The 12,337-nt window shown below is 67.8% G+C and carries 10 protein-coding genes and 5 pseudogenes; 8 read left to right on the top strand and 7 right to left on the bottom strand.

What is annotated here, in order from left to right; genetic code table 11:
- Positions 1-122 precede the first annotated feature (122 nt).
- Complete coding sequence (locus ACFWY6_RS16905; RefSeq protein ID WP_384690463.1) at positions 123-422, top strand: hypothetical protein; 300 nt, start codon at positions 123-125, stop codon at positions 420-422.
- Between the two features lie 508 nt (positions 423-930).
- Here the strand turns inward: ACFWY6_RS16905 and ACFWY6_RS16900 are convergent.
- Together ACFWY6_RS16900 and ACFWY6_RS16895 are read right to left on the bottom strand one after the other, a co-directional pair.
- Positions 931-1,164: a hypothetical protein gene (locus ACFWY6_RS16900; RefSeq protein ID WP_384690461.1), complete on the bottom strand. Its 234-nt coding sequence runs from the start codon at positions 1,162-1,164 to the stop codon at positions 931-933.
- A gap of 1,031 nt (positions 1,165-2,195) precedes the next feature.
- Complete coding sequence (locus ACFWY6_RS16895; protein ID WP_384690458.1) at positions 2,196-3,116, bottom strand: LysR family transcriptional regulator; 921 nt, start codon at positions 3,114-3,116, stop codon at positions 2,196-2,198.
- A gap of 121 nt (positions 3,117-3,237) precedes the next feature.
- Between ACFWY6_RS16895 and ACFWY6_RS16890 the strand changes: the two genes are divergently transcribed.
- A complete protein-coding gene (locus ACFWY6_RS16890; RefSeq protein ID WP_384690455.1) occupies positions 3,238-3,738 on the top strand; it encodes a cupin domain-containing protein in 501 nt (166 codons plus the stop codon).
- Here ACFWY6_RS16890 and ACFWY6_RS16885 read toward each other — a convergent pair.
- From ACFWY6_RS16885 to ACFWY6_RS16875, 3 genes and pseudogenes are all read right to left on the bottom strand, one after another.
- Positions 3,721-4,221, bottom strand: a complete 501-nt coding sequence (locus ACFWY6_RS16885; protein ID WP_384690475.1) for a hypothetical protein — start codon at positions 4,219-4,221, stop codon at positions 3,721-3,723. The two genes, ACFWY6_RS16890 and ACFWY6_RS16885, sit on opposite strands and share 18 nt — an antisense overlap.
- 79 nt (positions 4,222-4,300) lie before the next feature.
- Positions 4,301-4,915, bottom strand: a pseudogene (locus tag ACFWY6_RS16880) (SDR family NAD(P)-dependent oxidoreductase); the annotation flags it as partial.
- Between the two features lie 22 nt (positions 4,916-4,937).
- On the bottom strand, positions 4,938-5,858 hold the full coding sequence (locus ACFWY6_RS16875; protein ID WP_384690452.1) for an EamA family transporter: 921 nt from the start codon (positions 5,856-5,858) through the stop codon (positions 4,938-4,940).
- A gap of 79 nt (positions 5,859-5,937) precedes the next feature.
- Here ACFWY6_RS16875 and ACFWY6_RS16870 point away from each other — a divergent pair.
- The 3 genes and pseudogenes from ACFWY6_RS16870 to ACFWY6_RS16860 form a co-directional block, all read left to right on the top strand.
- Positions 5,938-6,138, top strand: a pseudogene (locus ACFWY6_RS16870) (LysR family transcriptional regulator); the annotation flags it as partial.
- Between the two features lie 240 nt (positions 6,139-6,378).
- A complete protein-coding gene (locus ACFWY6_RS16865; protein WP_384690449.1) occupies positions 6,379-6,648 on the top strand; it encodes a hypothetical protein in 270 nt (89 codons plus the stop codon).
- 1,315 nt (positions 6,649-7,963) lie between these two features.
- Positions 7,964-8,102, top strand: a pseudogene (locus ACFWY6_RS16860) (metallophosphoesterase); the annotation flags it as partial.
- A gap of 89 nt (positions 8,103-8,191) precedes the next feature.
- Here the strand turns inward: ACFWY6_RS16860 and ACFWY6_RS16855 are convergent.
- Positions 8,192-8,779 (bottom strand): annotated as a pseudogene (locus ACFWY6_RS16855) (oxygenase MpaB family protein); the annotation flags it as partial.
- 51 nt (positions 8,780-8,830) lie between these two features.
- Here ACFWY6_RS16855 and ACFWY6_RS16850 point away from each other — a divergent pair.
- On the top strand, positions 8,831-8,932 hold the full coding sequence (locus ACFWY6_RS16850; RefSeq protein ID WP_384690446.1) for a DUF397 domain-containing protein: 102 nt from the start codon (positions 8,831-8,833) through the stop codon (positions 8,930-8,932).
- A gap of 252 nt (positions 8,933-9,184) precedes the next feature.
- Here ACFWY6_RS16850 and ACFWY6_RS16845 read toward each other — a convergent pair.
- Positions 9,185-10,027 (bottom strand): annotated as a pseudogene (locus tag ACFWY6_RS16845) (IS5 family transposase); the annotation flags it as partial.
- Positions 10,028-10,104: 77 nt separating this feature from the next.
- On the opposite strand from ACFWY6_RS16845, the gene ACFWY6_RS16840 reads away from it, so the two are divergent.
- Positions 10,105-11,142, top strand: coding sequence for an immunity 49 family protein (locus tag ACFWY6_RS16840; protein WP_384690444.1), 1,038 nt, complete (start codon positions 10,105-10,107; stop codon positions 11,140-11,142).
- Between the two features lie 71 nt (positions 11,143-11,213).
- Positions 11,214-12,293 carry a recombinase family protein gene (locus ACFWY6_RS16835; protein WP_384690441.1) on the top strand — a complete coding sequence of 360 codons (1,080 nt, stop codon included), beginning with the start codon at positions 11,214-11,216 and terminating at the stop codon, positions 12,291-12,293.
- The last annotated feature ends 44 nt before the right edge of the window (positions 12,294-12,337 follow it).

The raw sequence follows: 12,337 nt of genomic DNA, 5'->3' as shown, positions 1-12,337 counted from the left end.
TTCCCGCTCACCAGCGGCCGCCTTGTGTTTAAATTGGGGGCTGCGGCGTCAGATTAAGTGATGGAGACCCCCCCCCCAACCCCGTCCCGCGACGGGGCCAACCTGAAGGGCAGGGATCGACGATGCTGCGACCAATCAGATGGACGACCCGGGGTGGGCTCCTCGTAGCCGGAGCAGTCGCCGCCCTGCTGGCCGTCGCTGCGCCCGCAACCGCCGGCTCGGCAGCACTCTACTGCGGCGCCGGCCGCGGGCCGACAGCCGAGGTCGCGGTCCAGGGCGCGATCGACGACGCCCAAGTCTCGGCGAGCGGGGACGGCAGGTTCCAATGTGAACTCGAGGGTGAGCCCCAGGTCTTCGAGGTCTTCGACGACCCGAACTACGGCCACATCTTCCGGGCAAGCGTGACCATGTCCTGCGAGTGATCTCACCGATTGCTGTGTGCCCCGGCGCGCGATCGTCGGGGCACCATTCGGAGCATGCGCGGTGAGGTGCGGCCGTGTTGGCCCTGGAAGTGGGTCCACCAGACAGGCGCACCTCCTGCAGGGACCAGCTCACTGGCACGGACCTTCGAGTTCATGGGTTGCACGTGACCTTTGCTGTTGACCATGTATGCACCGTCGCCGACCTCTCGGTCGGGCTTCTCCGTAGCCGGTGCGACCACCTGCCGTGCACTGCCAACGGGCGGCTCCATCTTGCGTGATACATCCAGCATTGCGGCGAGGATCTCGGTCCACAGCACGCTCGAGGGCAGTCGGCACGCGGCCACGGCCCAGACGAGAAGTTCGCGTACAACGTAGGCCAACTCGCCGCGAAGCCGCTCTCCTTGTGTGCCGCCGACGTAGGTCACCCGCCCCGGTGAACCGCGGGATGCGGCTGGACTCGCCTCGCGGGGCGTACTCCCAAGTGTCTTGGTCGGGCGATGGCTTCCGATCACGCTCGTCCGGTGGTCTTGCAGCCCCGTCCGGCATCTCGCTTTGCGAGCTCATCAGACGCCCCCACGTCGGCGTGCCTCAACTCGATGTGGTCGAAGGGAAGCAGACCCCGGAGGCGCGCGATTGGGAGGGCCGGCTGCATGTCCGGAATGCGGCCGCGGTCGATGAGAAGGGCAAGGATCCCGGTCGGCGACAGCAGCTCATCCCAGTCGGTGGCGTTCGGCCAGGTCACCGGTCTCCAATCCGTCACGGCAATCACCAAGCCGAACGAGTCCGGGACCCTCCGTCCGGAGCCGGCCCCCAGACCGGCAGCCCGTTGCATTGATCCGAAGACGGGCTGTGTCAGTCCGGGCGCGGACTCTGACGTCTCCGGCGGTTCTTCAGCGACGGGCACTTGAAGGGAGACGTGCGAGTCGGCGCGCAGCTGAACAGTCCGGCCGAGTCGAGAGGCGGACCTCACCGCTTGTACGAGAGCAGGGTGCGAGTCCGGGTAGGACTGACTCCCGGGCGCCGCAGTCACGACGACGGCTTCCTCTGATCGACTGTATTCAACGATCAACCCGACAACAGCCTGCGCCAGCCAGCCCCCGCCTGAATCTCCGCGGCAGCGCAGAGGGTGAGTACTCGGCATCGTCCGGCCTCCTCCTGCAGAGACTCTCTGTCACTGGAAGAAGCCGGAATCCGCTGGTTCTTTAGACATGGCCCGACGCAACTGTGCCGGGTCAGTCAGTGCTGCGGCAGCACCCTTCCGCGGTGAAGGCCGTTTGCCGTGTTCTTGAGTTGCCTGGTCAGCCACTCCTGCCATGAATCCGGCAGGCTGACCAAAACAGGACGCAAGTGCTGGCCATCTTCGCTTGTTGACAGCCCGCCAACTGAAGGGGGCGGCGCCACGAGTGCGCGCGCAGCTCAGGTTGAAACGCTCGCTTGGCATGGAACGAGGCTTCGGCAGGGAGCGGTGCAAGGCTCGGAACACAGTGGAGCGGGCCATCGGAAAGCTGATGTGCCTCAGAGCTGTGGCCACGCCGTCGGCGCCGCAAGCTCGGTGATCGCCCAGGCCACTTCCTCGGGGCGGCTCCCTGACCACAGTGCGCCCAAAGCAATGACACGCCGGTGCCTCGCGCAGCAACCGCCACCGGTCGAACCCGACTACTAACCAACGGCGGACGCCACACCAACTCAGCAGGGCCCGGGCCGACTTGATGGTGCACGCGGGGCGCCTACCCCCGGCCGGGCGACGGATGCCCTTCTGAATGTCGCTTGACGTCACGGATCTCTAGGGGCCGCCGCGGCCGTGGGGGCTGAATCAAGGCTGGTATCGCTATGAGCAAGGACCTGGAGCAGGTGGCGCAGTTGAGGGCTGGGCGGTCCCGGCCGGACGGCCAGCGACGTAGGGAGGGCGGGCTCGGCCAGGGGACGCAGGGCTACCCGTGGGAAAGGCGGTAGCCCGACCACGTCATAGAAGACGGTCCAGGAGGGCGCGCTGGTACCGATCGCGGTGAGCGTCTCCTGGAAACTGGTGAACGGCGGCCCCAGAAGCGGTTCGGCCCCGGCTGAACGGAGAGCGCCGGTGATCAGATCGTGGAACGGCGGATTGTTCTCCTGCGGCGCGAGACGCAGCGGCAGATCGGCCAGCTGCTCCAGGCGCAGGATCGGCTCGGCCGCCAGCGCATGGTTGTCGGGCAGGGCCACATACAGCGGATCGCTCCACACGGGCAGGAGTTCAAGACCCGGTGCCTGGGGCAGCGCCCGTACGAAAGCGGCATCCAGCTGACCGGAACGCACTGCGGTCAGCCGGTCGGCGAGAGCCAGGCGCCGCAGTCGGACTTGGAGCCGAGGCGCGGTGGCCGACAGCTCGTTCAGCAGGCGGTAGATCCGGTCGCCGGGGCCATGGACGCTGCCCAGGCGCAGCAGGCCGTCGTCGCCGGACGCGATGTCGGCGGCCACTTGGCGGGTGCGGCGCGCGGCCACGAGCACGGCTTGCGCCTCGGGCAGCAACCGCTCACCGGCGCCGGACAGATGCACATGGCGGGTGGAGCGCTCGAACAGCACCACCCCAAGCTCACGTTCGAGGCGGCGGATCTGCTGACTGACCGCTGACTGGACGATGCCGAGACGCTCGGCGGCACGTCCGAAGCCGCCCTCCTCGGCAACGGCCACGAAGTACTGCAACTGCCGCAGCTCCACATGCCCCTCCGATTGATCGCGAACGGTGATTTCTACAGGCGACAACTGCTTCTGGTTCGCAGCTTCTTCCCCGGTTGGAATGGAAGCCGGTCACAGGAGATCTGCGAGAGGAGCAGAGAAAATGGTTCGGGACGCTGACAACACCCGAGACGCGCTGATCGTGCGGTCTGAGGAGGCCGAGCATGTGCCACTGCCGCATGGCGGAGGCTTCCGGTTGCTGGCCGATGCTGGCGCAACCGGTGGCGCGCTGGGCGCGAACCGCTTGACCCTCGGCGCGGGCGCCGACGGTGCCAGGCCGCATTTTCACGTGCTGTCGTCAGAGCTGTTCTACGTACTCTGCGGCACGGTGGAGTTCTTCCTGGACGGTGAGTTGACATCCGTGGGACCAGGTGGGCTGGTCGTCGTTCCGCCAAGAATGCCGCATGCCTTCGGCGCCGCCCCCGGTTCCACCGCCGACCTACTCGCGGTCCTGACCCCAGGCATCGAACGGTTCGGCTACTTCCGCGCTCTGGGACGCATTCAGCACGGCCTGGACTCCTTTGACAGCCTCAAGGCCGAGCAGACGCGCTACGACGTGCACTTCCTCGACGCCGCGGCCTGGCAGTCAGCACGGACCGGCTGACGGGCCCCGCCCCTCCCGGCTGCTGCGCCCCATCATGCGGAGGAGGCGATCCTGCTCGGACGTAACTGGCGTCGACGCCTCCGCAGGGGATCCGTAGTAGCGGTTGCCGTCCGTGATCGGGCTTTCGCTGACGCCGTGATAGATCCACTCGAAGTTGTGGAGAATCCAGTGCACCGTGCGCGGGTTGAGTCGTTCGTCGAGCTGTGCCGCTCGGGCGAGATCCCAAGTGTGGGTGATCGCGTCCACGACGTACAGGCCAAGCAGCTGGCGGCCAGGAACGGGACCGAACGGGTAGTCGACTATCCCGTCGAGCGCGTCGGCGGCATGGAACGCCGCACGGCAATCGGCCACCGCATCCCGGTAGGCGGTCACCAGGTCGCCGCTGAGCATCTCCTGGTCCAGGTTCGCCATGAACTCCGCACTGCTGCCACCGCGTAGGAGTGAGGTGTAGATGCGGCTTCCCTGGATCATGTGGTTGGCCAACTGGCGCACGTTCCATTTCGACCCTGCTGAACGCCTCGGCGATCTGCCGCACGGTCAGCTCGTCGCCAGCGATCTCGATCTTCTTGCCGATGAACTCGGTCGGCTTGTCGAACGCGTCCGCGGCGATCCGGCCGATGTCGACCAGCGCGATCATCTGCAGCGAGGTGTCCGCGGCCAGCGCGATCGAACCGACCCGCTCGCCGTTCTTTGCCTCCGGCACCATGTACGGCCAGTTCTCCATGAAGAACACCGGGCGCAGCACCGTCGCGGGCACGCCGATGGCATCGATGTGTGCCTCGATCTCCGCCTTGCTCTCGAAGTGCGCGACGCCGGACTTGCGGTCGGCGGCGCCCACGGAGCTGTAGACCAGGTGCGCGACGTCTGCGTCTGCGGCCGCGTCGGCGACGTTCTTGCCCTGCCGCACCTCGACTTCGGGGTGCGGGTCGGCCATGTCGGCTGGCTGCACGCTGAAGATGCCGTGTACGCCCTGTGCCGCCGTGCGCAGCGACTGAGCGTCGTCGAGGTCGCCGGTGACCAGTTCCGCGCCGAGCGCCTTGAGGTCCTTGGCTCGCTGCTTGTCCGGGTCACGGGCGAGGGCGCGTACCCTCCAGCCGTTGTCGAGCAGCCTGCGGGCGACGGCGCCGCCTTGGCCGCCGGTCGCGCCCGTGACCAGAACGGTCTTGTTGTTCGGCATGACGGAATCCTTCCGTTGAAGATCAGCCGCGTGAGCGGTGGGGGGTGGGCAGCTGTCCCGCGACGATCGCGGCGAGCGCGAGCGCGAACCCTAGGAGTTGGACTGGACCGAAGGTCTGGCCGAGCACGACGGCGCCGAGCACCGCAGCAACCAGCGGTGAGAGCAGGACGAGAACAGCGACCGAAGTGACGGGCAGCGTGGTGATGCCGCGGAACCACAGGACGTAGGAGATCAGTCCGCCGACCAGGCCCATCCAGAGGTAGCCGAGGGCGGCGGTCAGGTCGATGGCGGGAGGTGTCCCCTCGGCCAGAAACGTTATGGGCAGCAGGAACAGCCCTCCTGCGGTGAGCTGCCAGCCGGCGAAAGCGGTGGGACCGGCCTCGGGAGGGCGTCCCCAGCGTTTGGTGAGGGTGATTCCGAGCGCCATGGACGCCGCGCTGCCGAGGGCCGCCAGGATCCCGACGTTGTCGAATGCCGCGCTCGGCCCGATCACCACCAGGCCGACGCCGGCCATGCCGACCAGTCCCCAGGCGAGGCGCCAGGCGGATAGCGCCTCGTGCAGGACTGCCACGGCCAGGAGGGCGATGATGAGCGGTTGGGCCGCTGCCAGGGTCGCGGCCACGCCTCCCGGCAGGCGTTCGGCCGCGAGGAACAGCAGCGGGAAGGGGAGGCCGATGTTCAGCACGCCGAGCGCCGCGGCTTTCCCCCACCACCCTCCGCGCGGCATCGTCCGGGTGAGCGCCAGCGCGATCAGGCCGCCGGGCAGTGCTCGCAGGAGTCCCGCGAACAGGGGGTGTCCTGGGGGGAGAAGCTCGGTGGTGACGATGTAGGTCGTGCCCCACGCGATGGGGGTGAGCGCGGTCAGCACGGTACGCGGCAGATGTCCACGAGGACCATCGCTGACGGTCCCGGCGGGGACTCTCTGTGTTACTGGACTGGTCATGGGTGCAGTCTCATCGGGCGGCGATCAATGAGTCCAACACATGTTTGTCATCTTATTGATCGCGATAGGAGATGGATTCATGGAGCTCCAGCAGATGCGCTATGCCGTCGCCGTCGCCGAGATGAACAGCTTCACCCGGGCTGCCGAGCGGTGTCTGGTCGCAGTCCGCTCTCAGCCACCAAATCGCGCGCCTGGAGAAGGAGTTGGGCACGAGACTCTTCGAGCGCACCAGCCGCCGGGTGCGGCTGACACACCGGCCGGTGCGGCGTTCCTTCCCGCACCGTGGCGGGCATGGCACTGACCGCCGCGCTGCTCAGCGGGCACGACGCGCGCCCGGGACGTCTGTCCTGGCTGGGTCTTCCGCCGCGACCGCACTGCTCAGCATCGACGAGACGGTCTCGTTGCACGAGCGCCTCGGCGAGGTCGGCCGGTCGTGGAAGGAATGGGCAGGGGGCTCGCTGCCCATGCACGCCTGGGTGCTGCCCGGCGCGGTCCTCACGGCGGTGGCACCGTATGCGCCGTGCTGTGGGCGCGGAAACTCCCGCGTGACCTGCGGTCCGGGCTCCTTGCCGCACTGGCGGTCTATCTGGGCGGCGCGTTGCTGACCGAGGCGCTCAACGGCTGGGCGCACGCGAACGGCCACAGCACGGTGCTGATGCTGGGAACGATCGTGGAGGAAGGTTTGGAGATGAGCGGCCGCCTTGTCGCCCTCGCCGTCCTCTGCAGGTACGTGGTGCTGGAGCAAGATCCGGCGTCCGGGCGCGCGCTGGTCCGGCTGCGGGACGACTAGCTGGGCCAGACGGCGGGCGGACCCACCAGACACAGAAGCCGGCCGAAACCGCGGTGAGGCCGAGGTAGAGCCCGGCCTCGGTCCACTGGAGAGTCCAGAGTGGTCGGCCGGCTGGCCGGCTGTGTCGACAGTTTGCTGGGAGAGAACCCAGGCTCCCGACTGTCCGAAGTCCACCTCTCGGACGGAGCCGACGCCGATGTTCACCGGCTGCGCCTCGTTGAATGGCAGCGTGACCTTGATGGAGGGGGCGAGGCGCGGTCGGCCCCACAGGGGCATGGCGAGTTGGGCGGCAGCCAAGACCGCGAGGGTGGCAGCCATGGCCGGCACGGTGCGGCGCATGAGGACGCCGACGGTGACGCCGAGGGCGAAGCCGAAGGCTGCGTACGCGATGAGGGCCACGCCGCGCGCCGAAGACCAGGGGGGCGATGCGCGGGTAGAAGGGGGCGTCGCCTGCGCCCCCGCTGCTGACGGTTTCGTCGATCGGTCCGCTCCACCACGTCACCGCGAGAGAGGCCAGTGCGGCTGCGGGGTCAGGAGGGAGGCTGCAGCCGCCGCCACAACGGGGTGTACGACCGCGGCGGGTCGCCCGCAGGCCGCGGCCCGGACGGGCGGGGTGGGTTGATGCTCATGGGCGTACTTTCCACTGTCCCGGAAAGTGACGCGACCCGGCCCGGCTAAGGTTCCCGACCGTAAGCCCCGTGCTGCAGGGGCCTGGCGATCCACCCGTGCTCGACGAGCGCCTTCCCCAGCGGGTTCCGGTGGTCCTCGCCGGCGCATCGCGTCGGCGCCAGGGCGCCGCGATTCCAACGCGAGCCTCGCCCGTTCTCCGCTTGCCGTACTCACATGGCCTTCGCAGGTCGAACCTGCCCACGCCTGGAGATGAGTGCGCATCACATAGCCCAGCAGTTGGCCGATGACACCGCCCTGCCTCCACCGCTTCGAAGGTTTACCTGCGGATGAGCCCGCTCGGGGGCGTCCGCCACGACTCTTCCAACAGTGCGGGTTTCGAGTCAGGAACCAGCCAATACCAAGCGCAGCCGATGAGTTGTGACGACGGAGGATCCGCTTGTCGCGCAGCAGCGACCGGTACAGGGCGGCCCGTTCCGGCAGGTCGCACGGGGATCTGCCGGTCGGCGACGCCGAACGCGCGCAGCAGCATCCGCAGGGCGTCACCCGCGCCGACCGGGTGCGCGGACATGCCGAAGAGGCTGACGAAGAACACCCCGCCGGGGAAGCTCGGCCGCTCGGCGTGCGCGGCCCGCACCGCGAAGGTGGTCTTGCCCAGGCCCTCCGCACCGGTGACGACTCCCACCACGAGGACCGCCGGGTGCCAAGTGTGTGCCGCCTCGACGTGCAACTTCCGCGCCTGGGAGCGGGGTTGGACGGCACGCGGGGCCGTCCTCATCACCGACACCCACTACGGCCCGCTCGACCGTGCCCGCTGGTCGGCGCGGGCCTGATCGTTGGGTTACATGGAGGCTGTGGCTCCTGCTGGGTTCCGAGGTCCGACCACAAGCGCCGGCTGGCAGCGTCAGTGTCGCATTCACTCGAGGTCGAGCACCGAGGGCGGAAGGACAGGACGGTAGTCAGGACTGCTGTGCGCACGCCGTATGCGACGGGAGCGTAGCTTCATGCCGCCGGAGACCAGAGCTCGAACGGGAGCAGATGTCTTGCGGGCCCCGCCCGCCTGGCGCAGCGGCTCGTCGAGGAGTGCGTCCGCGACAGTACGGATCAGAGGGCTGAGTGCGGCGGGGAAGCGGTTGGCAAGGAGGTCTCGGGTGGCATTCCACAGTGCTGAGGCTTCCGAAGTCGCGGAGAATCGGCTCTGCTCGTGACGGTCCGTCCGTTCCGCGAACTCGTCCCACGTCGCAGGGACTTGACGTATGCCCATGCGCTCGGCCAGGCCTCGGTAGAAGAGGTGAGAGGCGGTCTTCTCCGCCGTGGTGGTGGGCCGCCAGGCGTAGGTGTCGCACCACCGCATCGGGGCGATGTCGAAGCAGGCCAGAACGTACAGGAACGAGTCGTTGGAGATCGCCCAGCGGGAGTGGATGTGGTTCAGGGCAGCCACGGTCTGTGCACCCTGCTCGCTGTCCAGTCCGTGACGGAACAGGCGGTACATCATCTGCCCGGTCGCCTTGGCACGCAGCTCGGTCTGACCGGTCATCCGTCCGGTGACAAGGTGATGGCCCGGGACTCGAAGGCGCGCGATCGCGGAACCATGACTGTGCGACCAGCCGCCTGGGCTGCATTGGTGGGGTTCGCCAGGAAGGGGCGGCTTTGTTGATGAGTCGCGAGAACACCTGTCGCTCAGCGCGGAGAGCGCCTTCTTCCACGGGCGGGTGATGTCATTGAGATTCGAGAGCGCCTGGATTCTTACATCAGGACCACTGTTGCGCTTGGCGCGACGCAACCTACGCAGCCAAAGGGGTAGCGGCGGAGTGTTGTGATGCTTCCGGTGCCGCCAAGTAGCGAAAGCCCCCACCGCGGGCTTGAGTTCTAGGTTCTGTCCGGCGGATCGTGGTCGGAGCCATAGCCGCATGGCTGCGGTGGTGACGGTGCCCTGAAAGACGTAGGCCCTCTTGTCGTAACGGGTGGCGACGGCCCTGGAGTTCTTGAGCCGGTTGATGGTTCTCTCGATCTCGTTGCGGCGTTTGTAGATCACGCTGTCGAAGCCGGCGGGTCGGCCGCCTTTGCTGCCACGCCGTTTGCGGTGGGCCCGTTGGTCCTTCGGCTCCGGAATCGTGTGCTTGATCTGGCGTCTTCGCAGGTAGCGGCGGTTTCGGCGTGAGCTGTATGCCTTGTCGCCGCTGACGTGGTCGGGCCGGGTGCGCGGGTGTCCGCCCTGGGGGCGGGGAACGCGGATACGGCTGAGGACCTCGATCATCTGTGGGGTGTCACCGCACTGACCAGGTGTGACGAGCAGGGCCATGGGGCGGCATCCGCCTTCGCCTGCGAGGGGGATCTTGCAGGTCAGGCCGCCCCGGGACCGTCCAAGTCCCTCGTCGGGGCGATGGGTTCGGGGCGGCGTCCCTTTTTCGGGACGTGCGGCTTCCTCTTGCGGGCACCGGTCGAGTGCTGATGAGCACGGCAGGACGTCGAGTCCACGCCGACCATGCTCCAGTCGATCCGGCCGGTCAGGTCGGATCGACTGGACAGCCGTGTGGATCTGGTCCCACGTGCCGTCCGCCGACCACCGCCGGTGGCGTTCATAGACGGTCTTCCAACTGCCGAAACGCTCGGGCAGGTCACGCCACGGTATGCCGGTGCGAACCCGGAACAGGATCCCGTTAATCACCGAGCGGTGGTCGTTCCACCGGCCGCCGCGCTGCCCAGACGAAGGCAGATGCGGCTCCAGCCGCACCCACTCCGCGCTCGTCAGATCACCCCGCCCCAGCTGTCAGTGCCCGTTGATAACGTGCGTCGTCCAGTCGTGGAGTTCATGAAGGGACAGGGTACGTGCGGAATGTGACATGTCATCAGGTTGGCGAGCAGCGGTTGGCCGAGGCGCTCGACGACATCGACGGGCGGGCCTACACCCGGTGGCACTCGCTGCGGTACGGCAGCATCTCGCCGACGCTGATCCGGGCCATGGCGGACGAACTGCTCGACCATGTCGCCGCGCGAACGGTGACGGAGCCGGGTCTCGACGCTGCGGCCGGCACGGTCGCCGTCACCGCCGCGGAGTGTGTGCACGGAGTGCTGAGCATCATGTGCTTCCCGACCGGGGACCAGGAACTCCGGTTCCCTCTCGTCGGGGAGCGGATCAGCACGGACCCGGACGACGACGAGTTCGGGGACGGGCCCATCACCTTCCGGGACGTCGTCAAGGAGGCACCCACCGCGCGGACCTGGCTCGACATGTTCGAGATGTGTGTCGTCAGCGGGCATGTGTGGGACTGGGAGCGGGTCACCGGGCTGCTGCTGCGCGGCAACTACGCGCCCGCCATCCGTGACGGCGTGCCCTACAACCGGTACACCTCCGTCTCCGACCCCGCCGACCTCGCCGCCATGGACGCCCTGTGCCCCTATCTCACCGAGGCAGCCGGGCATCTGCCCCGCGACTGGCCTACGGTTCCGCTGCGCAAGCCGGACGCCGGGGAGCGCACGGAGGCCGCCCGGCGGCTCGACGAGGTCGGCGACGCGCTGAGCGCGGACCAGCGGCTGCTCCGCGTACTCCTCGACGACGACCAGCACGCCTTCGAGGACGCCCTCGTCGCCCGGCTGGTCGCGTACCGGGAGAGCGTCGAGGCCGATGCCGGTGATCCCGCGCCTCGGTCCCTCCTCCCCCTCGGCACCCTCGCCCTGACCTGCCTCGCCGTCCAGGTCCATGGGTGGGAACTCGGTGTCCGGTCCGGGTATCTGCCGTACGGTCTGCTGGGATCGCCGGACGCGCCGCGCCGGGCGGCGGAGGGGAACCGGAACAATTTGGGCTGCTGGGCTACGCCCGCTTCGGCATCCCCATCGCCCGCGACGGAGGCATCCACGACCTGCTGACCGGGGCCGAGACGTCCGACCGGCGGTTCGACGTCGTGATCTGTGAAAGTGCAGCACGTGTCGCCCGGCGCATGTTCGAGAACCTCTCCGTCGAACGCGAACTGGAGCGCGCCGGCGTCCCGCTGTTCGCCTGGAACGAACCGATCAAGCTCGACGGAGGTCGGGCCCAGCAGATCCTGCAGCGCAGGATCAACCAGTCCGTCACCGAGTACGAGGTGTTCAACGCCCTGGAGCTTTCGTGGGGCGGCATATGCACGCACGTACGGGAAGGCTGGAACATCGGCCGCCCTCCCTACGGCTACAACCTGCGAAGGATTCGCCACCCCAATCCGCTGCGTGCTTCGAAGGGCCTCACCAAGTCGCGATTGGAACCTCACGGCAGCAAAGCCGAGGTTGTAAACCAAATGGCTCACTGGCGCTATTACGAGTGGCTGGGCTACGAGACCATCACCGACCTGCTCAACGCCGACCCGGAACGCTATCCCTCACCCTTGCCGTACGGTGCCAAACGAGCGCGCGGAGCCTGGTCCAAGTCCGCTGTCACCGACATGCTCCTCAATCCCAAGTACACCGGCTACCAGGTGTACAACCGGCGCTCGGCGTCGACCGGTCGGCGTACGTTCAAGGATCCGTCTCTGTGGGTGTGGTCCTCCGAGCCATCGCATGAACCCCTGATCCCGAAGTGGATGTTCGATGAGATGTACGCGCGCCGCCGCGCACACGCCGGGTCCAGGGACGGAGGCGATCGTGACAGTCACGTCCAGACGTGCCGCACCTACGTGCTGCGCGGGAGGGTGTTCTGCGGGTGCAGACGCAGGATGTCCGGTGTCTGCCGAGGCACCGGGGGCACCCGGACCTACTACATGTGCTGGCCGAAGCCGATCCGGGTCGGCCATTCGGGCTGGTACCCCGAGCACCCGACCACGCTGTACGTCCGGGAGGAGGTGTTCCTCGACGGTATTTCGCACTTATTGCGGACCGGGTGTTCGGTTCGCACCGTCGCGACCTCCTCGCCGCCGATCTCGCCACTTGCGAGGATCATGCGGTGCAGGAGCGCGAGGCTGAGCGCGATCAGCTTCAGCGGCGAGTCGACGACCTCACCAGACGCCAGCGAAATGTGCTCCACCCGAGTCGCCACAGCCCCGTCATGATGACGTGCAGCCACTCGACGGCCTGCCCTATCTCGCGCTCCATT

Origin of the sequence: Streptomyces sp. NPDC059037 (assembly GCF_042740015.1) — a bacterium.
GTDB lineage: Bacteria > Actinomycetota > Actinomycetes > Streptomycetales > Streptomycetaceae > Streptomyces.
Note: the sequence above shows the minus strand (reverse complement) of the source record. Positions and strands in the feature narration are given on the sequence as shown.